At 63.1% G+C, this 22,590-nt stretch carries 17 protein-coding genes; 8 read left to right on the top strand and 9 right to left on the bottom strand.

Annotated elements, in window-relative coordinates:
• Nucleotides 1-116: 116 nt before the first annotated feature.
• Nucleotides 117-2,090, top strand: a complete 1,974-nt coding sequence (locus RHP72_RS01145; protein ID WP_003943924.1) for an N-acetylmuramoyl-L-alanine amidase — start codon at nt 117-119, stop codon at nt 2,088-2,090.
• Nucleotides 2,091-2,127: 37 nt separating this feature from the next.
• Here the strand turns inward: RHP72_RS01145 and RHP72_RS01140 are convergent, their stop codons facing one another.
• From RHP72_RS01140 to RHP72_RS01130, 3 genes are read right to left on the bottom strand one after another with little or no spacing between them, the layout of a single operon-like run.
• Nucleotides 2,128-2,949 carry a Cof-type HAD-IIB family hydrolase gene (locus RHP72_RS01140; protein WP_037131235.1) on the bottom strand — a complete coding sequence of 274 codons (822 nt, stop codon included), beginning with the start codon at nt 2,947-2,949 and terminating at the stop codon, nt 2,128-2,130.
• Between the two features lie 53 nt (nt 2,950-3,002).
• Nucleotides 3,003-3,737 (bottom strand): 1-acyl-sn-glycerol-3-phosphate acyltransferase, encoded by a 735-nt coding sequence (locus tag RHP72_RS01135; RefSeq protein WP_054188660.1) that lies wholly within the window; start codon nt 3,735-3,737, stop codon nt 3,003-3,005.
• Nucleotides 3,738-3,740: 3 nt separating this feature from the next.
• A complete protein-coding gene (locus RHP72_RS01130; protein ID WP_042921233.1) occupies nt 3,741-4,496 on the bottom strand; it encodes a 1-acyl-sn-glycerol-3-phosphate acyltransferase in 756 nt (251 codons plus the stop codon).
• A gap of 93 nt (nt 4,497-4,589) precedes the next feature.
• On the opposite strand from RHP72_RS01130, the gene RHP72_RS01125 reads away from it, so the two are divergent.
• Nucleotides 4,590-5,429 carry a hypothetical protein gene (locus RHP72_RS01125; protein ID WP_073513723.1) on the top strand — a complete coding sequence of 280 codons (840 nt, stop codon included), beginning with the start codon at nt 4,590-4,592 and terminating at the stop codon, nt 5,427-5,429.
• Between the two features lie 10 nt (nt 5,430-5,439).
• Here the strand turns inward: RHP72_RS01125 and RHP72_RS01120 are convergent, their stop codons facing one another.
• The 4 genes from RHP72_RS01120 to RHP72_RS01105 all read right to left on the bottom strand — a co-directional run bounded on the left by RHP72_RS01120 (nt 5,440) and on the right by RHP72_RS01105 (nt 14,744).
• Nucleotides 5,440-9,204 carry an Ig-like domain-containing protein gene (locus tag RHP72_RS01120; protein ID WP_311094215.1) on the bottom strand — a complete coding sequence of 1,255 codons (3,765 nt, stop codon included), beginning with the start codon at nt 9,202-9,204 and terminating at the stop codon, nt 5,440-5,442.
• A gap of 252 nt (nt 9,205-9,456) precedes the next feature.
• A complete protein-coding gene (locus tag RHP72_RS01115) occupies nt 9,457-12,372 on the bottom strand; it encodes an Ig-like domain-containing protein (protein ID WP_311094214.1) in 2,916 nt (971 codons plus the stop codon).
• Nucleotides 12,373-13,029: 657 nt separating this feature from the next.
• Nucleotides 13,030-14,283 (bottom strand): serine--tRNA ligase, encoded by a 1,254-nt coding sequence (gene serS / locus RHP72_RS01110; protein ID WP_007736032.1) that lies wholly within the window; start codon nt 14,281-14,283, stop codon nt 13,030-13,032.
• A 65-nt stretch (nt 14,284-14,348) separates the two neighbouring features.
• Complete coding sequence (locus tag RHP72_RS01105; RefSeq protein WP_003945404.1) at nt 14,349-14,744, bottom strand: ankyrin repeat domain-containing protein; 396 nt, start codon at nt 14,742-14,744, stop codon at nt 14,349-14,351.
• A 70-nt stretch (nt 14,745-14,814) separates the two neighbouring features.
• Here RHP72_RS01105 and RHP72_RS01100 point away from each other — a divergent pair, with 70 nt between their 5' ends.
• From RHP72_RS01100 to RHP72_RS01075, 6 genes are all read left to right on the top strand, one after another.
• Nucleotides 14,815-15,921 (top strand): septum formation family protein, encoded by a 1,107-nt coding sequence (locus RHP72_RS01100; RefSeq protein WP_003945397.1) that lies wholly within the window; start codon nt 14,815-14,817, stop codon nt 15,919-15,921.
• A 3-nt stretch (nt 15,922-15,924) separates the two neighbouring features.
• Nucleotides 15,925-16,275: a metallopeptidase family protein gene (locus RHP72_RS01095; protein ID WP_007736028.1), complete on the top strand. Its 351-nt coding sequence runs from the start codon at nt 15,925-15,927 to the stop codon at nt 16,273-16,275.
• A 134-nt stretch (nt 16,276-16,409) separates the two neighbouring features.
• Nucleotides 16,410-16,709, top strand: a complete 300-nt coding sequence (locus RHP72_RS01090; protein ID WP_003945399.1) for a PE family protein — start codon at nt 16,410-16,412, stop codon at nt 16,707-16,709.
• Nucleotides 16,710-16,769: 60 nt separating this feature from the next.
• The gene (locus tag RHP72_RS01085; protein ID WP_073513207.1) at nt 16,770-18,029 is read left to right on the top strand and encodes a PPE domain-containing protein; all 1,260 of its coding nucleotides are present in this window, start codon (nt 16,770-16,772) and stop codon (nt 18,027-18,029) included.
• Nucleotides 18,029-18,847: an ESX secretion-associated protein EspG gene (locus tag RHP72_RS01080; RefSeq protein ID WP_003945407.1), complete on the top strand. Its 819-nt coding sequence runs from the start codon at nt 18,029-18,031 to the stop codon at nt 18,845-18,847. Before RHP72_RS01085 ends, RHP72_RS01080 begins: the two co-directional genes overlap by 1 nt.
• Before the next feature lie 40 nt (nt 18,848-18,887).
• A complete protein-coding gene (locus RHP72_RS01075) occupies nt 18,888-20,990 on the top strand; it encodes an acyltransferase family protein (protein WP_269611663.1) in 2,103 nt (700 codons plus the stop codon).
• A gap of 9 nt (nt 20,991-20,999) precedes the next feature.
• Here RHP72_RS01075 and RHP72_RS01070 read toward each other — a convergent pair whose 3' ends face one another.
• Together RHP72_RS01070 and pheA are read right to left on the bottom strand one after the other, a co-directional pair.
• Complete coding sequence (locus tag RHP72_RS01070; RefSeq protein ID WP_083057958.1) at nt 21,000-21,668, bottom strand: histidine phosphatase family protein; 669 nt, start codon at nt 21,666-21,668, stop codon at nt 21,000-21,002.
• Entirely contained in the window at nt 21,665-22,579 is a 915-nt protein-coding gene (gene pheA / locus RHP72_RS01065; protein ID WP_007736017.1) for a prephenate dehydratase, read from the bottom strand. Before pheA ends, RHP72_RS01070 begins: the two co-directional genes overlap by 4 nt.
• Nucleotides 22,580-22,590: the final 11 nt, after the last annotated feature.

Below are 22,590 nucleotides of genomic sequence, written 5' to 3'. Positions count from 1 at the left end.
TTCAACCCCAGAACATGGCATCCGACCTGCTCGGATCCGGTTTTGAAGGATTCCGTTCACGGCCGTCATCGGCCCTGAAGTTCGCTCGCAAGTAACTACAACCGAGGAGTAATCCCTTGCCACACCGTCGACCGAAGCCCTCGCTCGTACTCGGGGCTGTAGCCGCAGTGGCTGTCGCAAGTCCTTTTGCGGTCTACGGCTTCACGAGCACTACGTCCGATGTACGTTCCGCGAACGAGACGACGTCAGTAGCAGTGCCGACCCAGATCGCAGAGGTGCTCCTCGCGTCGGTGCCCGACATCATCATTCCGGTCAAGGAGCTGACCGGTCTCGATCTCCCCGACATCAACCTCGGTGATCTGAGAAACCTCAAGCTCCCGACCGAAATCCCGCTACCTCCCGGGATCACGCTGCCGACCGAGCTGTTCCCGGCACCCGCTGCTCCCGGCGCCCCGACCGAAACCGCTCCGGTTCCTTCCGAGGAAGAGCCAGGTGCCGTGGTCAAGGAAGTCACCCGCGACACTCCGTTCAGCATGGTCGCGTTGACCTCGGACACCATCGCCTCGGCGCAGTCCAAGGTCCGCGCCCTGGCCGAAGACGGCACCTGGGGCCCGTGGTTCACCCCTGACGCCATCGACTCCGCCAGCTCGGATCAGGCCACCAACTCCGGTACCGCCACCGAACCGGTCTTCGTCGGCGCAACCAAGTCCATCCAGATCCTCACGCCGCAGGGTGCCGCTGCTCCCGCAGCCGAGGTTGTGCCGGCCCCGGCTCCGGAAGCTGCCCCCGCGCCCGCTCCGGAAGCTGCCCCCGCTGAAGCACCCGCAGCCACCGGCGAACTCGGGTACACACCCGCTTCGGTGTCCAAGCCCCTTCGCCAGGTGACGACGGCAGCAGATGCCGTCACCGCCGTGTTGATCGACCCGGGTGCCAGCGAGGCAGACAGCAATCTGCAGGCCGTCGCAGCGCCGCTCGGCGGCAGCGGACCGTCCGTCATCACCCGTGCTCAGTGGGGAGCAGACGAGTCACTTCGCTGCGACTCCCCCACCTACGACGACTTCATCGGTGGCGCGACCGTTCACCACACCGCAGGTAGCAACAACTACACGAAGGCCGAATCGGCCGGCATCGTCCGCTCGATCTACGCCTACCACGCACAGACGCTCGGCTGGTGCGACGTCGGATACAACGTCCTCGTCGACAAGTACGGTCAGACCTTCGAAGGCCGCGCAGGCGGACTCGACAAGGCAGTTCAGGGTGCACACGCGGGTGGATTCAACGAGAACACCACCGGTATCGCGATGATGGGCGACTACTCCACCGTCGAGCCTTCGCAGGCGACGCTCAACGCCGTCGGCAAGTTCCTCGGTTGGAAGCTCGGCATGGCCGGACTCGATCCCAAGGGCCGAACGACGATGTACTCCGAGGGCACCGAGTTCACGCCGTACCCGCAGGGCGCAGCAGTCGATCTGCCGATCATCTTCGCCCACCGCGACGTCGGAAACACCGCGTGCCCGGGTGATGCCGCATACGCACACATGAACGACATCCGGAACATCGCGGCCGCGAACATCGGGGGAACGTTGAACCCCTCGAACCCTTCCAATCCGTCGACGCCTGCGCCCAAGCCGACCACTCCGGTCGACACGGTCACCGGTGGCACCGGTTCGTCGATCCCGGATCTGGTCACCCAGATTCTGCAGATCACCGACAATTCACCGCTCGCGCAGAAGTGGATCGCCGAAGGTGGCGAGATCGGACGCCTCGGCCAGGCACTGTCCGGAATTCTGCAGGCGAAGCTCGGCAACCAGGGTGCGCTGTTCCAGAACGGCGCTGTCTACACCTCGCCGAACGGCGGAGTGTTCACCGTGCTCGGCGAGATCTTCAAGTCGTGGCAGAGTTTCGGTTCCGACGCGGGTGAACTGGGATTGCCGATCTCGGACGAGTACTCGATCCCGGACGGCCTGCGAAGCGACTTCGAGAACGGTTCGCTGATCTTCAACCAGATCACCGGCATGGTCACGAAGGTCCTCAAGACCTACAACGAGACCTTTGCCCAGGAAATGGCCAACAGCGCGCCTGTCGGCTGACACTCGAGCAAGACACGTCCTCGGGCGCTGGTGGGTTCTACGACCACCAGCGCTCGAGGACTTTTGCAACCCCGTGTGCCGAATTGGTGTCGGTGACCTCGTCGGCTGCGGCTTTGGCTTCGGGGTGAGCGTTGCCCATGGCAACGCCGAGTCGAGCCATCCCCAGCATCGGGATGTCGTTGGGCATGTCCCCGAAGGCCACCAGACCCGACAGGTCGAAGCCGAACCTCTCCGCGGCGGCAACCAGGCCCGACGCCTTCGTGATGCCCGGCGCCGAGAGTTCGATCAGTCCGTTCTCGGTGGAGTACGTCATGTCGGCGAGCGCACCGACGTGCGGGGCGAGCGTGTCGTACATCGCCGTGCTGGTCATGCCTGGACGGCGAATCAGGAGTTTGACGGCCGGCGCCGCAAGCACTTCGTCCTCGGACATCTCGGTGTTGTCCGGGTTGAGCCAGGCGTGTTCGTAATCTGGTGAGCTGACGAACTGTGGGGTGGCGGCGTCATGTGCGCTCTCCCCCACTCGTTCCGCGGCCAAACCTGCGCCCGGGAGTGCAACCAGTGCCAGCTCGGAGAGTTCGGTGAGTGCGTCGACCGACAAGGTCGCGGCGCTGAGGACGCGGTCGGCGTAGCTGTCGTAGACAACGGCACCGTTTGCGCAGACGGCGAGTGGCGCGTATCCCAAGCCCTCGACGACGGGCGAAATCCATCGCGGAGGACGCCCGGTTGCCAGCAGGAACGGCGTGCCGGATTCGACGACGGCATGCACGGCGGCGCGGGTGCGGGCACTGACCAACTCGTCGTGATCGATGAGGGTGCCGTCGACATCGGTCGCAACCAAGGTTGGGCGGTCAGGGCTGATACGACGGTCTGGGCTCACACCGCCATTGTGCCTGCCCGGTACGACGGTCTCGCTCAGCGCGCCCGCTTCGCGCGTTCCTGTGCGTCCATGGCCGCAGCTTCCTCCGGCGTCGGTGCGCCACCGCCGAGTCGGCGCGGCACCCAGTACGCCCCGGGCTCGTGCACGAACCCGTCCTGAACGTGGCGCAGGATCGCATCCATCTCGATGCGCAGGATCTCGCTCAGCGCTTCGGCGGGCTCGACCGGATCGATCGGTGCACCCACCTCCACCGAGATCGGGAAATGATTGCGGCCCAGATTTTTCGGTCCGCCCTTGGTGACGATCCGCTGGGCGCCCCAGACGATCAGCGGAATTATCGGCACGCCGGCGTCGATGGCCATCCGAGCTGCTCCGGATTTCATTTCCTTGATCTCGAAGCTCCGGCTGATCGTCGCTTCCGGGTAGACGCCCACCAATTCGCCACGCTTGAGGGCGTCGACTCCGGCTCGATACGCCTGCGCTCCGGCGGAGCGGTCCACTTCGATGACGCCGCATCCACGCATGAGGAAGCCGAGGACCTTGTTGTCCGCCAGCTCAGCCTTGGCCATCACTCTGAGCTTGCGTTTCGCGGTGCCGACCGCCAGGGCCGCCGGTATGAAATCGAGGTAACTCGTGTGGTTGATCGCGATGACGGCACCGCCGGACACCGGGACGTGTTCCGTCCCGGTGCGGGTGACTTTCACGCCCTGGAAACCGCTCAGACCACGCGCGACTACCTCGACGGCGGTGTAAACGGGTTCGAAGGGCATGGGTCAGCCTTCGGACTTCCGCGCCTCGCGAGCCTTGGCTTTCGCCTCGGCCTCATCGGCATCCATCTTGTCGGCCTGCTCGAGCGTCGGCGCGCTGCCACCGAGGCGGGCCGGCACCCAGTACTCGCCGGCGGGATGGTCGTAGCTCTTCTGCAGATCGAGCAGCAACTCCTGCATCGTCGACCGCAGCTTCGCCGTCAGCTCACTCGCCGGCTCGAAAGGTGCAATCGGCTCGCCGACGGCAATGGAGATGGGAGTGTTGGTGCGGCCCAAACGCTTCGGATAACCCTTCGTCCACACGCGCTGAGCGCCCCAGATGACGACGGGAACGATCGGGACGCCCGCCTCGATCGCCATGCGGGCGGCGCCGGACTTGAATTCCTTGATCTCGAAGCTCCGACTGATCGTGGCTTCGGGGTACACGCCCACCAATTCGCCGCGCTTCAGGAAATCTACGGCCGCCTTGTAGGAGTCGGCGCCCGCGCCGCGGTCGACCGGGATGTGCTTGAGGGCCCGCATGATCGGTCCGGAGATCTTGTTGTCGAAGACCTCTTTCTTGGCCATGAACCGGATGTAGCGCTTCGGGGTCCGTGCCGGCAGTCCCGCATACGTGAAGTCCATGTACCCGGTGTGGTTGATCGCGATCACGGCGCCACCGGACGCCGGGATGTTCTGCTCTCCCTTGACGGAGAACTTCAGGCCCTCGAAAGCGAAGACGGTACGGGCGATGCCGATGACTGTTCTGTAAACGGGATCCACAGTTCGCTAGCGTAGACGGGAATCCGTGATCTGACCCGCAGCAGTTCTGGGGTGGATGTTGGTCAGAATGTCGCAAAAGGGGCGTACGAACGAATGAAGTCGGCAGGACGAGCGGCAGTGGGGGCAGTCGCACTCGCCATGACGTTGGCGATAACCGCATGTGAGGACGACGGACGGACGGGAATCCTGACGGACGAACCGTCTCCGCCGACGACGGAAACCACGACGACAACCACTCTCGCACCCACGACGACAATTGCGCCCGCTGCGCCGGTCGCGCCACCTCCGGTTGGTGACGTGCCCGGCAATCCGGCTGCTGCGCCGGCCTTGGCAGCTTGGGCAACGGACCTGGTGTCCTTGGACGTGGACGCGCTCACGAACGCATGCTGGACGATGCCGCCCACAACGATCGCCGACCGATACTCGGATGTTCCCGCCATCTTGACGGCCATCGCCGCACCAGGCGTCGACGGCCAGTACGCGGTCACCTGGAATGGCGGCGGACTCTCCGTCGCCGCCAATCGCTCGGAGATCGCTTCCGGCTATGCGTGCCCGTTCGTCTTCCCTGCGGGGCAATCAAACTTCTACACCGCGGCCGACGCTTCCCACGCCGTCGTCAGGTTTCTCTCACGCGCCACGGGACGGCCGGTCAATACCCGCGACGTCGAGACGTTCTATCCACTGATCTGCCCCGGCAACAGCCCGTGGGATCCGGACGGCACCGGCGCAACCGGCCAGCCGCCTCTCAAGCTCGATCCGAATCAGCTGGCCGGTATCAGGTCTTTCGACGCCGACGCTGCAACAGTCACTCCGGTTCGCGGCGACTACGTCCGTGTCACCCTGCCCGTCAGCGACGGAACCGGTAACTCGCGCTCGATGCAGTTCACCCTGTCGATCGGCCCCGAGGGATATTGCCTCGGGGCCGCGACCTGAACTGCTTCGGTCAGGAACCGAAGGGAAGGAAATCGCTCGAGCCAGCGCTGCCTGAACCGAGGCTGCCCGTGCCACCACCGGTTGCAGCCTTGACCTGAATTGCGTGGGCCGTCGAGGTGGAGCCTGTGAATCCGGCTGCGCCACTGTAGATTGCCGAAATCGAATGCGCGCCAGTTGTGGTGAAGGTGTGGTTCAGCGCCGCGATCCCGTTGACCACTGCAACAGCGTCACCGATCGGAGTATCCCCATCCATGAACTGCACCGTTCCACCGTTCTGCACCGAACTGACAGTCGCCGACAGGGTCACCGACTTGTTCACCACGGCATCACCAGGCACCGTCACCACAGTCTCCGTGGTGACATCCGAAGGCGCAGGGTCCGTTACATTCACCGTCCGCGCCTGGGCCGAGGATCCGACTACACCGGCTCCTCCCGAATAGACCGCAGTGATGCTGTGCGCACCCGCAGAGGTAAACGAATGCGTCAGGCCCGCAGCGCCGGCCGTAACCGCTTCAGGACCGCCGATCGCGACGCCACCGTCGTAGAACTGCACGGTTCCGACGCCGACAGCATCATCCGACGACGTTCGGACGGTTGCCCACAAGTCGGTCGCCACACCAGTTTTGGCGTCGGTCGGAATATTCAGTTCGACGACGGATTCCTGGTCGGCAACACTGACCTGAACTGACTTCGCACTCGCAACCGAGTTTTTGAATCCGGCACCAGCGGTGAAATTCGCGGTAATGCTCTGCGCGCCAGCGGCATCGAAGGAATGTGAGAGGGTCGCGGTACCACCGGACACCGTGACTGGTGCACCGATTGCCGTGCCGTTCGACTTGAACTGCACCGAACCCACCGCGTTGTTCGGAGCAACCGTCGCGGTGAGATCAACCGCCGTACCCGTAACCGCCGTCGCGGGAACCGAGAGCGACGTCGTCGTCTCGACATCCACCGGAGCCGGATCAGAGACCGTCACCGTGCGAGCCGACGCCGACGAACTCACAAACCCTGCACCGGCAGTGAAGTCAGCCGTAACACTCTGAGCACCAGCAGTATCGAAGGAATGCGAGAGCGTCGCGGTGCCACCGGACACCGTCACCGGTGCGCCGATTGCCGTGCCGTTCGACTTGAACTGCACCGAACCCACCGCATTGTTCGGAGCCACGGTAGCGGTCAGATCAACCGCCGTACCCGTAACCGCCGTCGCGGGAACCGAGAGCGACGTCGTCGTCACCACATCCACCGGAGCCGGATCAGACACCGTCACCGCCTGAGCCGACGCCGAGGAGCTGACGAAGCCTGCACCGGCAGTGAAGTCAGCCGTAACACTTTGTGCACCAGCAGCATCGAACGAATGGCTCAGTGTCGCAACACCCGCGGAGACTGTCACCGGCGAGCCGATCGCCGCACCGTTCGACTTGAACTGCACCGTACCGACAGCATTGTTCGGAGCGACCGTCGCGGTCAGATCAACAGCCGTGCCCGTGATGGCAGTCGCGGGAACCGAGAGTGAGGTCGTGGTCTGGACATCCACCGGAGCCGGATCCGACACCGTCACCGTCTGAGCAGGCGCCGACGAACTCACAAACCCTGCAGCAGCAGTGAATTCAGCGGTAACACTTTGAGCACCAGCAGCATCGAACGAATGCGACAGCGTCGCAACACCCGCGGAGACTGTCACCGGCGAGCCGATCGCCGCACCGTTCGACTTGAACTGCACCGTACCGACAGCATTGTTCGGAGCGACCGTCGCGGTCAGATCAACAGCCGTGCCCGTGATGGCAGTCGCGGGAACCGAGAGTGAGGTCGTGGTCTGGACATCCACCGGAGCCGGATCCGACACCGTCACCGTCTGAGCAGGCGCCGACGAACTCACAAACCCTGCAGCAGCAGTGAATTCAGCGGTAACACTTTGAGCACCAGCAGCATCGAACGAATGCGACAGCGTCGCAACACCCGCGGAGACTGTCACCGGCGAGCCGATCGCCGCACCGTTCGACTTGAACTGCACCGTACCGACAGCATTGTTCGGAGCGACCGTCGCGGTCAGATCAACAGCCGTGCCCGTGATGGCAGTCGCGGGAACCGAGAGTGAGGTCGTGGTCTGGACATCCACCGGAGCCGGATCCGACACCGTCACCGTCTGAGCAGGCGCCGACGAACTCACAAACCCTGCAGCAGCAGTGAATTCAGCGGTAACACTTTGAGCACCAGCAACATCGAACGCATGCGACAGCGTCGCAACACCCGACGCAACTGCAACCGGAGTGCCGATCGCAGTGCCGTTCGACTTGAACTGCACCGAACCCACCGCATTGTTCGGAGCCACGGTAGCGGTCAAATCAACCGCAGTACCCGTGACCGCCGTAGCCGGAACTTGAAGCGTTGTAGTCGTACTCAGCGCTGAGCTCGAGATCTCGATGGTCTGAGCTTGCGCGGTCGAACCACCAAAACCTGCAGTACCTGAGTAGACCGCAGTGATCGAGTGTGATCCCGTCGTGGTGAACGTGTGATCCAGGGTCGCCGCTCCGCCAGTCACCGCGATGGGTCCGCCGATGTCGATGCCACCGTCCTTGAACTGGACCGTTCCGCCGTTAGCTGCCGGTGAGATGTTTGCGGTCAGCGCGACCGAGGTCTGCTCGACGGCACTACTCGGGACTGTCAACGACGCAGTCGTCTGTACATCGGCAGCGGCCACGCTCACTGTGCGTGCCGGTGACGTGGATGTCAGAAACTCGAGAACACCGTCGTATACAGCGGTGATGGAGTGATCTCCCGCTGCGGTGAATGTATGTGGCAGTGTGGCAACGCCATTGACGACGGCCACCGGGGCGCCGATGTCAGTTCCGCCATCCTTGAACTGAACGGTGCCGCCTGTCGGTGCCGGGGAGACCTGCGCAACCAAATCGGTCGACTGACCGACCGTTGCAGCCGCGCCGGATGTCACTGCAGTCGCGGTCCCCGCCTGCGAGACGACGTTGACGGTGGCCAATGCCTGACCACCCGCATTCAACCCACCACCACTCGAATCGCGCGGAGAGCAGTTGTAGCGCTCCCAGTACCCCGGCCAAAGGGTCTCGTACTGCAAGAACGTGAACGCATTCTTCGGCGAATTGAACGCACCCGAATCACCATCTGTGGCACGCAACTTCGGCTGCACCGTACTACCCGCGGCACCGGCAACCACCGTCACGTCGATCGCGGGCAACCGGAAGGTCTTCCCTGCCCCTACCTCGATTCCACCGTCACTGTTCTTGCTCGTGCTCGGGCCGTTACCGCCCTTGTTGTTCGAGTCAGCAGTCTGATTGTTCCCCGAAATACGCAGATGCGTACCCGCGCCATCCGGCGAACCGCCGTCGTTGATCCGAATCACCGACGGAGTCACACCGGACAAATTCGACGAAGTACCTGCCACGACCTGAGCATCCACCAACGACACCCCTGCAGGTATATCGAAGTCGTACTTGAGCCGCGTCCATTTACCGACACTGCGGCCTGCATGCCCACCCGTCGGCACCGACATCACGTTCGGCTGAACCCGATAGGTGAACGTCGACCCCGCCACCACCTTCTCCGGTGCAGACACCGTCACACCCGTCGAATGAAACACATCCGCGATATCAACAGCCAGATGTTCATAACCATCGCAACCCAGCTTGAACCCGATCGAGTTCTCCACCGCGGGAGATGACGTCGGAGCTGCCGAAGCAACGCCACCTGCCACCAGCACGCCACCGACCAACGCCGCCACCACGACCGCGGAACTTCTTCTCACCAACACGAACTCTCCTCAGCTAGCAACAGACGTGGATCGGGAACCGCACGGAAGGAGGTCACTCGAACAGAGCGGAAATCGGAATGGAGCTGGACGCTCGTACAGTACCCGTCAAAAGTAGTACTTGTATCAGTTATTTCAGACAAATATTCACGAATTGCCAATAGTTCAGCTAACGACCAATCCGCGATTCCCGAAGAGCAATGCCCCCTTGCACCTATGGGCGCAAGGGGGCATCACATCATCGGAGAATCATGAACCGAACGGCAGCGACAGCGAACCGAGCGAACCGGAGCCACCACCCCCGTTACCGACGTTCACAACCGATGCAGTCGACGTGGAACCCGTGACGCCCTGGGCTCCGCTGTAGACCGCGGTGATCGAATGGTTGCCGGTCGTGGTGAAGGTGTGGCTCAGCACGGCCTGCCCACCGACAACATCAACGGCAGTTCCGATCGGAGTCGTTCCGTCGAAGAACTGGACGGTTCCCGACGTCGCGCCGGAAGAACTGACCACAGCCTTCAGCTGCACCGCCGTGCCGACCTTTGCCGAGGACGGAGCCGTCAACGACGTAGAGCTTTCGACATCCGACGGGGTCGGAACCGTGACATTGACGTCGACAGACTCCGCAGTGGACGACGTGAACACACCGGATCCACTGAATACAGCCGAGACTGCAAAGGTGCCTTCTGCTCCGAAGACGTGCGGGAGCTTGGCAACTCCGTCAACAACCGCGACCGGGGCGCCCAGATCGACTCCACCGATCTTGAACTGGACCGTTCCGCCGGAAGGCACCAGGGCGTCCGAGGGATCTTCGGACACTGTCGCGAAGAGATCAACAGGCAGTCCGACCTTGGCTTCACCCTGAACACTCAGCACCGTCTTTGTCGCCTTGTCGACCGGAGCCGGATCCGACACCGTCACCGTCTGAGCAGGCGCCGACGAACTCACGAAGCCAGCACCGGCGGTGAAGTCAGCCGTAACGCTTTGAGCGCCAGCAGCATCGAATGCGTGCGACAGAGTCGCAACACCGGACGTGACTGTCACCGGTGCACCGATTGCCGTGCCGTTCGACTTGAACTGCACCGTACCCACAGCATTGTTCGGAGCCACCGTTGCGGTCAGATCAACCGCGCTGCCCGTGATTGCCGTAGCCGGAACCGACAACGACGTCGTCGTCTCCACATCCACCGGAGCCGGATCAGAAACGGTCACCGTCTGAGCAGGCGCCGACGAACTCACAAACCCTGCACCAGCGGTGAAGTCAGCCGTAACACTTTGTGCACCAGCAGCATCGAACGAATGGCTCAATGTCGCAACACCCGCGGAGACTGCCACCGGAGTGCCGATCGCCGTGCCGTTCGACTTGAACTGCACCGTACCCACAGCATTGTTCGGAGCCACCGTCGCCGTCAGATCAACCGCGCTGCCCGTGATCGCCGTAGCCGGAACCGACAACGACGTCGTCGTCTCCACATCCACGGGAGCCGGATCAGAAACGGTCACCGTCTGAGCAGGCGCCGACGAACTCACAAAGCCAGCACCAGCAGTGAAGTCAGCCGTAACACTTTGTGCACCAGCAACATCGAACGCGTGCGACAGAGTCGCAACACCACCAGTCACCGTCACCGGCGAACCGATCGCAGCGCCATTCGACTTGAACTGCACCGTACCGACAGCAGTATTCGGAGCAACCGTCGCCGTCAGATCAACCGCCGTACCCGTGACGGCAGTCGCCGGAACCGACAACGACGTCGTCGTCTCCACATCCACCGGAGCCGGATCAGAAACGGTCACCGTCTGAGCAGGCGCCGACGAACTCACAAACCCTGCACCAGCAGTGAAGTCAGCCGTAACACTCTGCGCACCAGCAACATCGAACGCGTGCGACAGAGTCGCAACACCACCAGTCACCGTCACCGGCGAACCGATCGCAGCGCCATTCGACTTGAACTGCACCGTACCGACAGCAGTATTCGGAGCAACCGTCGCCGTCAGATCAACCGCCGCACCCGTGATGGCAGTCGCGGGAACCGACAACGACGTCGTGGTCTCCACATCCACTGGAGCCGGATCCGACACGGTCACCGTCTGAGCAGGCGCCGACGAGCTGACGAACCCTGCACCAGCGGTGAAGTCAGCCGTAACGCTTTGAGCGCCAGCAGCATCGAACGCGTGCGACAGAGTCGCAACACCGCCAGTCACCGTGACCGGGGAGCCGATTGCCGTGCCGTTCGACTTGAACTGCACCGTACCGACAGCAGTATTCGGAGCCACGGTAGCGGTCAGATCAACAGCCGTACCCGTGATCGCCGTCGCCGGAACCGAGAGTGACGTCGTGGTCTCCACATCCACCGGAGCCGGATCAGAAACGGTCACCGTCTGAGCAGGCGCCGACGAACTCACAAACCCTGCACCAGCAGTGAAGTCAGCCGTAACACTCTGTGCACCAGCAGCATCGAACGCGTGCGACAGAGTCGCAACACCGCCACTCACCGTGACCGGGGAACCGATTGCAGTGCCGTTCGACTTGAACTGCACCGTGCCGACAGCGTTGTTCGGAGCAACCGTCGCGGTCAGGTCAACCGCCGTACCCGTGATTGCCGTAGCCGGAACCGAGAGTGACGTCGTGGTCTCGACATCCACCGGAGCCGAAGCAATGCTGATCGTCGCGAGTGGACCTGCACCAGCGTTGAGAGCGCTACCCTTCGCATCTCGAGGCGTGCATCTGGTCGGAGCCCATTGCGTGCCGAGGAGACTCGCTTTCGCAAGCTGTGTATTGAAATTTTTGTCGTTGCCGTATGTAGCAGCGTCACCGGCAGTTCTGACCTTCGGCTGAATCACACCGGATGCGCCGGCGATCATCGTAATATCGATTGCAGGCATCCTGAACCAACTGTCACCGTTGGTGTTGGTGCTCCCGTCGAGGTTCTTTTTCGTCTTGGGTGCGCGGATCCCACCCTCACTGTTCGTGCTGGTACTGGGACTGTTTCCGATCACCTCGTTGTTACCCGAGATTCGGAGATATGGACCCGCCGCGTCAGGGCTTCCAGCCTCGTTGATGCGGATGACACTGGGAGCGACGTTCTCCAAGTTGAACGAGGTTCCGGGCACGATCGCCGCACTGATGAAGATGGCATTTGCCGGGACATCGAAATCGTTCTTCAAGCGCGACAAATTGGTTGTTGTGGCGCCCGAATCCGAGTTCGGAAAAGACTGTCCATTGGATTGCATTCGGATAGTGAAGGTTTCACCCGGAGCAACTGATGTGGGGGCATCCACGGTGACAAAACTCGTAGTTACTTTGTCGACAGTGATGAGTGCTTTCGCCTGGCATGAGGTAGAGAAGTTGAATTGGCTTTGAACTGCTGAGGCTGGGGACCCGACCAGCAGCATTCCGGCGACCATGGCGGTTCCGGTTATGGGCACGGCGAATCGCCGCAACTGAGAGATTTGGGGCATGGGCACTTCCTTCGGAAGGGCAAACATGAGCAGTGGATTCGGACAAAACGTGTGCGCGCCGTCACAACATAACGAAAAAACTAGTACGTGTACTACTTTTGGCAAGACACTTGTCCAATTCACCCCGGACTCACCCTCGTATCACCAGACGCGGGATGGAAAAGCAGGGTATGGAAACTCGATTGAACGCAAAACTATCGCCAAAGCGGCCCATCGACAACGCTTTTGGTGGTCACCGCGCCAATCGGCGGGAAAAAGTTGATATTTCGTCAGTTCAGAAAAAGTTCCAAACCTACCAGTACGAAAGTACGAAAAGGGCCGCGACGGAGTCCGTCGCGGCCCTGATTGTGTTGGTTCAGCGTGTCAGCGAAGCACATCCGTGCCGACAAACGGCACCAATGCCTCGGGCACTCGCACCGAGCCGTCGGCCTGCTGATGGTTCTCGAGAATCGACACGATCCAGCGCGTCGTAGCCAAGGTGCCGTTGAGAGTGGCGGCCGTCTGCGGCTTGCCGTTCTCGTCGCGGTACCGAACTCCGAGGCGGCGGGCCTGGAACGTCGTGCAGTTGGACGTCGATGTCAGCTCGCGGTAGGTGCCCTGCGTCGGGACCCATGCCTCGCAGTCGAACTTACGCGCAGCCGAAGAACCGAGGTCTCCGCCGGCGACGTCGATCACGCGGTACGGAACGTCGATGGCCGCCAACATGTCTCGCTCCCACCCTAGGAGACGCTGGTGTTCGGCGTCGGCGTCCTCGGGACGGCAGTACGTGAACATCTCGACCTTGTCGAACTGATGGACACGGATGATGCCGCGGGTGTCCTTGCCGTAGCTTCCGGCCTCGCGGCGGAAGCACGAGGACCAACCGGCGTAGCGCTTCGGGCCTTCGTTCAGTTCGAGGATCTCGCCCGAGTGGTAGCCGGCCATGGGTACCTCGGAAGTTCCGACGAGGTACAGGTCGTCATCCTGCAAGTGGTAGATCTCGTCCGAGTGAGCACCGAGGAAGCCGGTACCGGCCATGATTTCCGGGCGTACGAGCACCGGCGGAATCATCATCGTGAATCCGTTGGCGATCGCCTTCTGCGCAGCCAACTGCAGCAGTCCGAGCTGGAGCATGGCCCCGTAGCCGGTCATGAAGTAGAAGCGCGAACCCGAAACCTTGGCGCCGCGTTCCATGTCGATCAGGCCGAGCGACTCGCCCAGCTCGAGGTGATCCTTCGGCTCGAAGTCGAACTTCGGAATCTCACCGACGTGTTCGAGAACGATGTAATCGTCCTCGCCGCCCGCCGGCGCACCTTCTTGTACGACGTTGGAAATCGCGCGGTGTGCGGCGTCGAGCGCGGCCTGCGCCTCGTGCTGCGCGGCCTCGGCTTCCTTGACCTTTGCCGCCAGTTCCTTGGAACCTTCGAGCAGTGCGGGACGCTCCTCCGGAGATGCCTGTCCGACCTTCTTGCCGAAGGCCTTCTGCTCTGCACGGAGGTTGTCTCCGGTCAGAACGGCAGCGCGTCGGGACGCGTCGGCTTCGAGCAGAGCGTCGACCAGTCCTGGATCTTCTCCACGGGTGCGCTGCGACTCGCGGACGATTTCGGGGTTCTCACGGAGAAACTTGAGGTCAATCACGACTTCGAACTTTACCCACTCACTGCAGCTCTCCGACGGTCACGTCCACGTCGGAGAGGGAGAGATCACGATTCGAGCAGACTCAGGTAGTCCTCGCGTCCGAACATCCGAGCCGCGTCGACGGCAGTCGGGTGTCCACCTTTCGGGTCGGCTCCCCCGCTCACCAGCGCTTTCACCACCGCATCCTCACCCTTGAAGACCGCTCCGGCAAGGGGCGTCTGGTTCTTGTCGTTGGGCCGGTTGACGTCGGCGCCGCGCTCGATCAGGGCAACGACGGCGTCAGCGTGACCGTGGTACGCCGCCAACATGACGAGCGTGTCGCCACTCTCGTTGGTCAGATTGACGGGAACTCCGGCATCGACGTACGACGCCAGCCCGGCTGCATCACCGGTTCGTGCCATGTCGAAGAGCCGGCCCGCCAGCTCGACAGCCTCGGGATCGAGTGGGGTGTTTTCGCTCATGACTACAAAATACTCACAGACGCGATTGTGAGTTTTGTAGTGAAGGTTCGATATCGCCACGGCAACAGGCATGATGGAATCGATGTCCGAAGACAAGATCGAGAAGTCGCCAGATCCGGCAGATCCCCAGGGGACGCCGGCGAAGAAAACTGTCTCCGCGAGTCGCACCCGTCGGGTCCTGGCTGCTGTGGCGGTAGGTGCGGTGGTCGCCGCGATCGCAACGATCGCGATTTCCGGTGGATTGAACAAGGACGACTCGTCCTCGGTCAGTGTCAGTGGCGGTGGTCCCGCAGCGACGGGATCGACTCGCGACGACGCCTTCACCGCGGCTGCGGCCGGCGACTGTCTCAACTGGACGCCTGCGACCGAGTCGGGCGGAGACCGCACGGACATGTCGAAGGTTCAGTGCGGAACTGAACACCGCTTCGAGGTAGCCGGACCACTCGACCTCTCGGTGTTCCCGGGTGCCGAGTTCGGCCCCGGTTCCCGGTACCCGGGCGCCCTTCGATTCGCCGAACTACGCGACGAGCACTGCACACCCATCGTCATGTCCTACCTCGATTCGAAATTCGATCCCAAGGGCAAGTTCAGCGTCGGCTTGATGTTCCCGAGTGAATCGGGTTGGGCTTCGGGCGAGCGCGCACTGCGTTGCGGGTTGCAGTTCTCGACCACGACCGGCGAGCTACAACCGTTCGTTGGCCGCGTGGCGGACCAGGACCAGTCGAACGTGTGGGACGTCGGCACGTGCATCGGCATCAACCAGAACCTCCCCACCGATCCGGTCGATTGCGCGAAACCGCATGCATACGAGGTTATTTCGGTGATAGACCTCGGCACTCAATTCCCGGGCGCAATGCCGTCGGTCGAAGATCAGGACCGCTATCTCGAGGGCGTCTGCACTCAGGCGTCCAACGAGTACCTTGGTTCCGCAGACGCGCTTCGCGACAAGACGCTGACACTGTTCTGGGACAACATTTCACTGGAAAGCTGGTTGGCCGGCAGCCGCCGAGTCAATTGTTCGATCGGCAAAGAGGTCGAAACCGGCGGGTTTGCCGCGATCACCGGAAGCGCCAAGGGCGACATCCTGATCAACGGCGCCGCTCCGGTCCCGCCACCCGCTGCACCGGAAGGTCGGTCGTTGCCGACGCCGTTGCCCGGCGCAGCTCCGCCGTCGTAAGCCATGACGGTAACTATGACGCCCGACCGGTTCGAGGAACTGGTCGGCGAGGCGCTCGATCTGATTCCGCCCGAACTTGCCAAGGCAATCGACAATGTCGTGGTGCTTGTCGAAGCACGTGACGAGGAAGAACCGGGGCTGCTCGGTTTGTATCAGGGCGTCGCTCTGACCGAGCGGGATTCTCATTACGGTGGGTACCTGCCGGACACGGTCACTATTTTCCGCGATTCGATACTCGACATCTGCGCATCCGAGGACGAGGTTGTTCACGAGGTTGCCGTGACCGTCATCCACGAGATCGCGCACTACTTCGGCATCGAAGAAGACAGATTGCACGAACTCGGCTGGGGCTGAGGGCAAAGTCGTCCGATTTCGGGGGGAACCAAAAGCGGGCGGTATGCATCAAAGTATGTGCGGGGGGATATCGACGGCTGTGCGCACGGCCTCCCGACCACTTATCCGCCCTGGTCAGGAAGGAGTTCGGCACTATGCACGTCGACCCTCAAGCCCTAGTTGCCGCCGCAATGGAACTCGAGTCCGCGGCGACGCGATTGCGCGGAATCGTCTCTACTGCGCAGCCGACGCTACGCGTTCTCCCAGCGGGATCCGAAGAAGTGTCCGGTAGCGCGGCAAATTACTTCAACACCATCTCGGGCAGCCTTGCCTCGTCCACCGATCGGGCAATCGAGGAGCTCACCGCGGCTGCGGCAGCTCTGCGCAAGAATGCAGCTGCCTACGAGCTCGAAGACCAGCTCACCAAGTCCAGCCTGGCAGCCGCACCGATCTGATCGACAGAAATCGAGCTCGGTAACTCGGCAACACAGTCACACTTCCTGGGGGGAAGAACAATGGTCGGCATCACCGGCGTCATCTGGTATCCACGGGGCGCAGCACCCAACTCCGCAGCACTGGTCGCCGGAGCCGGGCCGGTCCCTCTCGGCGTGGCGGCCGGAGCCTGGTCCACCGTGTCGTCCGGACTGACCGACACCGCTGCATCAATCTCTCGCGTGATGGCGGACCTTCGCACCGGGTGGTCCGGAGAAGCAGCGGATGCCGCATTGAGCAAGTTCGCGCCGTTTCAGGAATGGGCTGCTGCTGCCGCGTTGCTCGCGGGAGAAACTGCAGGTAAAGCCCAAGTACAGTCCGGTTCATACACGGTTGCCACCCTCGCCATGCCGTCCCTGGCCGAGATTGCAGCAGTTCAAGCGGCCAAGGTCGCCGCGTATTCCATCGGCGGGGCGCTGGTAGGCGGAGCCGCTGCAGCCGAGGCTGCCGAAGAAGCTCTCAAAATTCGAGCGGCGGTGACAATGGAAACGTACGACGCCGCAACGGCCCATCTGGCCGTGCAGCAGAACTTCGACTCACCACCGTCCATCGCGGAACCCACAGCTGGGGCATCCGCTTCGGCCGAAAGCCCAGGCAGCGCCGCACGACAGTCCGTCGTGCAAGCGGCATCCACGCTCGCTGACGCAATCGCGGATCCCGTGCGCGCCGCCACCGCTGCTGTCGCATCCGTAGTTTCCAACCCGGTATTTGCCGCCGCTGCCTCACAGGCCGGTGCCATCTCCGGTGGAGTTGCCACCGCAGCCAGCGCCACCACCACCACCGCAGTCACAGGCGCCACCACTGCCGCATCAGCTCTCGCGACGGCAGGAGCAGGACTCACCGGACTGGGCGGCGCGGGACTCGGCGGCGCAAGACCCGGCGCTTCCACACCATCACTGTTCGGCACCCCGTCGGCACGTCGGGCACCGGCACAGGTCAGCGCAGCATCCGCGACTACAGGAGCCGGAGCAATCGCGGGCTCGTCGTCGAGCAGCAGCAGCACCGGTCGGCACGCTCTTCCTGATCCCTCCACCGGCCAGAACGCCACACGCCAGAACCCCGTGACCTCGCCGGTTCAGGGCACCGCGGATACCGTCAAGGTGGATCCGGCCCGAACCGCAGGCGGATCTGCGCCGATCGCCGGCGGCCGTCATGCGGCCCAATCTGAAGACGAGACCGAGCACGACACACCCGATTACCTGAAGCACTTCGAGCACTTCGCCGACGGCCGAACAGTCATCCCGTCCGTGATCGGTGGCGCACTCGAAACTGCAGAGCATTGATGGTGGACCTCGGCACCTCACCTGAGGGGTGGAATTTACCTGTCGTCGCCCTGTCACAGGACGAAATCGACTATGTACGTGAGCGACTCGGACTCGATGCGCTTCCGGTAGTTCTCGGTGGCGCGACGGTTCACGGCAGTGCGAGCGCTCACCGTACGGCGATGCAGTCCGCGGCAGATTCACTCTCCGAGCGCGATCTCCTCCCCGGCGGGGAGATCCATCACGACCTCAGTGCCCGCCTGCGCGTCCTGACCCACCCCAAATGGGAGTTGGCGCTGCGTCGGCATGTCGGCGGAAGCATTTCACGCCTCTGCGTCGCGCAGGGCGAATTCCTTTGTGTCGAAGCGACTTCAACTGATTCTTCGTTCGCATTGCGCAGCGTCACCGCCGAACCGACTGCACCCGTTGTCACCGCGCTCGGCAGCGCCGAAGCAATGCCGATTGCCGTGATCAACGCACCGACCGAGATGCTCAGCCTGGCATTCGGCGCCGGCCCGGATGCAGGCAGCGTAACCTCGGCCTTGATCAACGCCGGAATACCCGAAGACGACGCGCGCCAACTGGGTAGCGCAATCGTCACATGCACCGCCTTCGCCGAATTGGTCGGAATACCACACAGTTTGGGAGCGACGACGCTCATGACCGGCGCAGTGACTGTGTACGACACCTTGTCGGGTCGGCTGGTCGGTTCGACCACTCGGGCCGCCGACGGCACAGAATGGACGTCCATCAGTTCCGGAACATCCCATCGCCTCCGACAAGCCGTGAACGCTCTGGTAACGGAACTCGAGGAATCGGCGCCGGAGACTTCCGGGTAACCTCGGGGCGTCCCTTCAACGCCCGGAGCCTTACTTCAGCATGCAGTTCTCGCGTCAACCGTCGTCACCGAGCGAACAAGGCTCGGTCGCCACGATCGACCGGCCGAACGAAGAACGGGCAACAACACCGCACCGACAAGACCTGAACGGACTGCGTGGCCTCGCCATCGGTTTGGTGGTCGTGTTCCACGTGTGGTTCGGACGGGTATCGGGCGGGGTGGACGTCTTCCTGGTTCTGTCCGGATACTTCTTCGTCGGCTCACTGGTTCGACGCGCCGAAGCCGGGGGTTCACTCAACCCGGTCCCGGCACTGCGGCGGGTGTTTCTGCGGCTGTTCCCCCTGATCGCGGTGGTCAGCATTTTGACCGCACTGGGGACCGCGTTGCTGCTGCCACGCACACGCTGGGCCGATCTGGGCGATCAACTGATCGCGGTGCTCGGGTTCTTCCAGAACTGGCAGCTCGCCAGCACCGCAAGCGACTACCTGGCCGCCGACGGCTCGGTCACTCCCCTGCAGCACCTGTGGTCGATGGCCGTACAAGGTCAGTTCTATCTCCTGGCCATCGCACTGGTCTCCGTGATCGCTTATGTCGCTTCACGCGTGAATCCCAACTATTTCCGCCCGTCACTCGCGGTCACCCTTCTGGTTCTGACCGCAGGATCTTTTCTCTACGCACTCGCCAAATCTTCGCGTCACCAAGCCTGGGCGTACTACGACTCCGGCGCCAGGTTGTGGGAATTGGCCCTCGGTGGTCTGCTGGCCGTTCTGATGACCAGCACACGCAGTCGGCAGATCGCATCCCTGCCGTTCTCGGTCAGAGCAACGATCGGCTGGGCGGGGCTTTCGTCGATCCTGTTGTGCGGCATAGTGCTCGACGGCGCCCAGCAGTTCCCCGGCCCGTGGGCGCTGGTGCCGGTGCTGGCCACTCTTGCGCTGATCCTGTCCGGAGTCGGCGACGACACGCCTTGGACGTCGAAGACTCTTGCCCATCCGGCACTGACGTGGCTCGGCTCGTTCGCATTCGCGCTGTACCTGATTCACTGGCCGATTCTGGTGTTTGCACTCGTCATCACCGGACGCCCCGAAGCCGGCCTGCTCGGCGGGGCACTGATCATCGCCCTCTCCGTCGCGGGGGCGCTTGCACTCCGGCGCCTGATCGAGGTTCCGGTGGAACGTGGAGGCCGCTCGCGCCGGTACACCGTCCTGGCTTGCGTCGTCACCGCTGCCGTGGTCCTCGCCGCTTCGGTCGCCTGGCAGTCGTACGCGAGCAGCCAGACGACGGGCCAGCGGGCAGTCGACACCCTCGACCTCTTGACCCATCCCGGCGCACTCGCGCTCACCGACGGTGCCGAAGTACCCAAGGCGTCGATGGTTCCCTCGATCTTCGATGCGCCACTGGACCTTCCGGCCAGTACGCTCGACGGCTGTATCGCCGATTTTCTCGAGCGGGACGTCGTCCACTGCACCTACGGCGACGCCGACGCCGACAGAACCATCGCCCTCGCAGGTGGTTCGCACTCCGAGCACTGGCTCACTGCACTCGACGAACTCGGCAAGAGTCACGGGTTCCGCGTCGACACGTATCTGAAGATGGGCTGCCCGCTCACCATCGACTCCATGCAGACGTTGTCGGACAACGACTATCCGGATTGCGTCGACTGGTCGCGTGGAGTGCTGACCGAGTTGGCCGACGCCTCACCCGATTTCGTGTTCACGACGGCAACCAGGCCGAGTTCCGACGGCCCTGGCGACGTGACGCCCGAGTCTTACGTACACGTGTGGGAGGAACTGGGGCGCGACGGTATCGACGTGCTCGCCATCCGCGATACCCCGTGGTTGCACCACGACGGCGTCGCCTACCGCGCGATCGACTGTCTGGCGACAACCACGTCACCCGATCACTGCGCGATGCCACGGTCCGAAATGCTCAGCGACGTCAATCCGGCGCCGTCGGCGATCGGCGATCTGACCAACGTCCGTCTACTCGACCTCAGCGACGGCGTCTGCGGACCGGAGTTGTGCCGCGTCGTGGAGGGAAATGTATTGGTGTATCACGATTCCCACCACCTGACAGCCAGCTACGTGAGCACGCTGTCCGCTGAACTCGGGCGCCAACTGAGCGTCCAGACCGGTTGGTGGTGAAGCCGGCCGTCAGCCCATCACGTCGTCGGCACCGGGGATGAGTCGGTGCTCGAACGGCGGGTTGACGGTTCCCCAGCGCAGGCACTCCCAACCGCCGTCGACCGAAGGCAACAGTTCGACGGTCTCGGTGTTGGCCAAGTGGTTGTTGGCTGCGAACAGACCGGGGACACCGGCAAGCTGGGCTGCGACAAGACGGATCGCTGCACCATGACTGACCACGACGATGTCGCCGACGTCTCGTGAGCCTTCGAGAAATTCTTCGCGCAACGCATTGACGACGGGGACGTACCGCTCCAGGACGTCGTATCCCGTTTCACCACCGGGGATGCGAGCGCCGAGGTTGCCGGTGTGCCAGTGATGGAACGTCTCCATGAACAGTCGGTGCGCGGCCTCGTCGGTACGATCTTCGAGGTCACCGGCCTGCACCTCGTGCAATCCGTCCCGCACGTCCAGAGAGACACCGGCGGCCTGCTCCACGAAACCTGCTGTCTGCCGAGCACGCAAAGCCAAGGACGATACGAGCGCCAGCGGAGGCGCCGAAGCCAGGCCGATGCCCAACGTCTCGGCCTGCGCCAACCCTTCCGGCGTGAGCTTTGCTCCTGGCAGGGCGGTGTCGAGACGTTTGGCGACATTCGCCTCCGTCTGACCGTGCCGAACGAGGATGAGCCTTCCGGTCATCGTTCTCCCCCTCCATGCTTGAGTTCGTCGATCCACCGAATCGCTTCTTCGTCCGAAGGAGGTTGTGGCCCGGTCGAATTCGCTGTCGCCCACGACCCCAGGAAGCGGACTCCGGATTTACGATGCAGCGCACGCATCGCCTCGGCCACCAGCGAGTCCTCGACGTGTCCGACGCAGTCCACGAAGAACCGGTACGTGCCCAATTCCGTTCGCATCGGCCGTGATTCGATCCGAGTCAGATCGATACCGCGAGCGGCGAATTCGGAGAGTGCACGCACCAGGGAGCCGGGAGCGTTGTCGAGGTGAAGCACCAGCGCGGTGCGATCGGCACCGGTCCGCGCCGGAACCGGGGCCGGCTTGGTGACCAACACGAAACGTGTGCGGGCGCCGCCTACATCGGCGACGTTGTCCGCCAGGCTCTCGAGTCCGAGCATCTGACCGGCCAAAGCCGTGGACACACCGGCGTCGACGGTTCCGGCCTGCACATCCAGGGCCGCACCGGCGTTGGACGAGGCCAACACCACCTCGGCCTGGGGCAGGTTCTCGGCGATCCATCCGCGGACCTGCGCGCCCGCATGCGGGTACGCGCCGATCGTTCGGACCTGATCGGCGGTGGTCCCGGCCCGAACCAGGATGGAGAAACTCACGTCCAGATCGGTTTCGGCGACGATCTGCAGCGGCGAACCGAGAGCGAGTGAATCGAGCGTCGGAGCTACGCCGCCTTCCACCGAGTTCTCGAAGGGAACCACGGCTCCGTCCACGGAACCGTCGCGAACCATGTCGAGAGTCGCCGGCGGACTGCCTGCCGGTACTCGCTCGACGGTTTCGCCGAACGCGCCCTCAGCCTCCAACTGGGCGAGAGCTATCTCCGTGAAGGTTCCCGACGGACCGAAATACGCGATTCTTGGCACGCCTAAAAGAT

It is taken from the genome of Rhodococcus sp. SG20037 (assembly GCF_031763325.1).
GTDB classification, from domain to species: Bacteria; Actinomycetota; Actinomycetes; order Mycobacteriales; family Mycobacteriaceae; genus Rhodococcus_F; species Rhodococcus_F qingshengii.
Note: the sequence above shows the minus strand (reverse complement) of the source record. Positions and strands in the feature narration are given on the sequence as shown.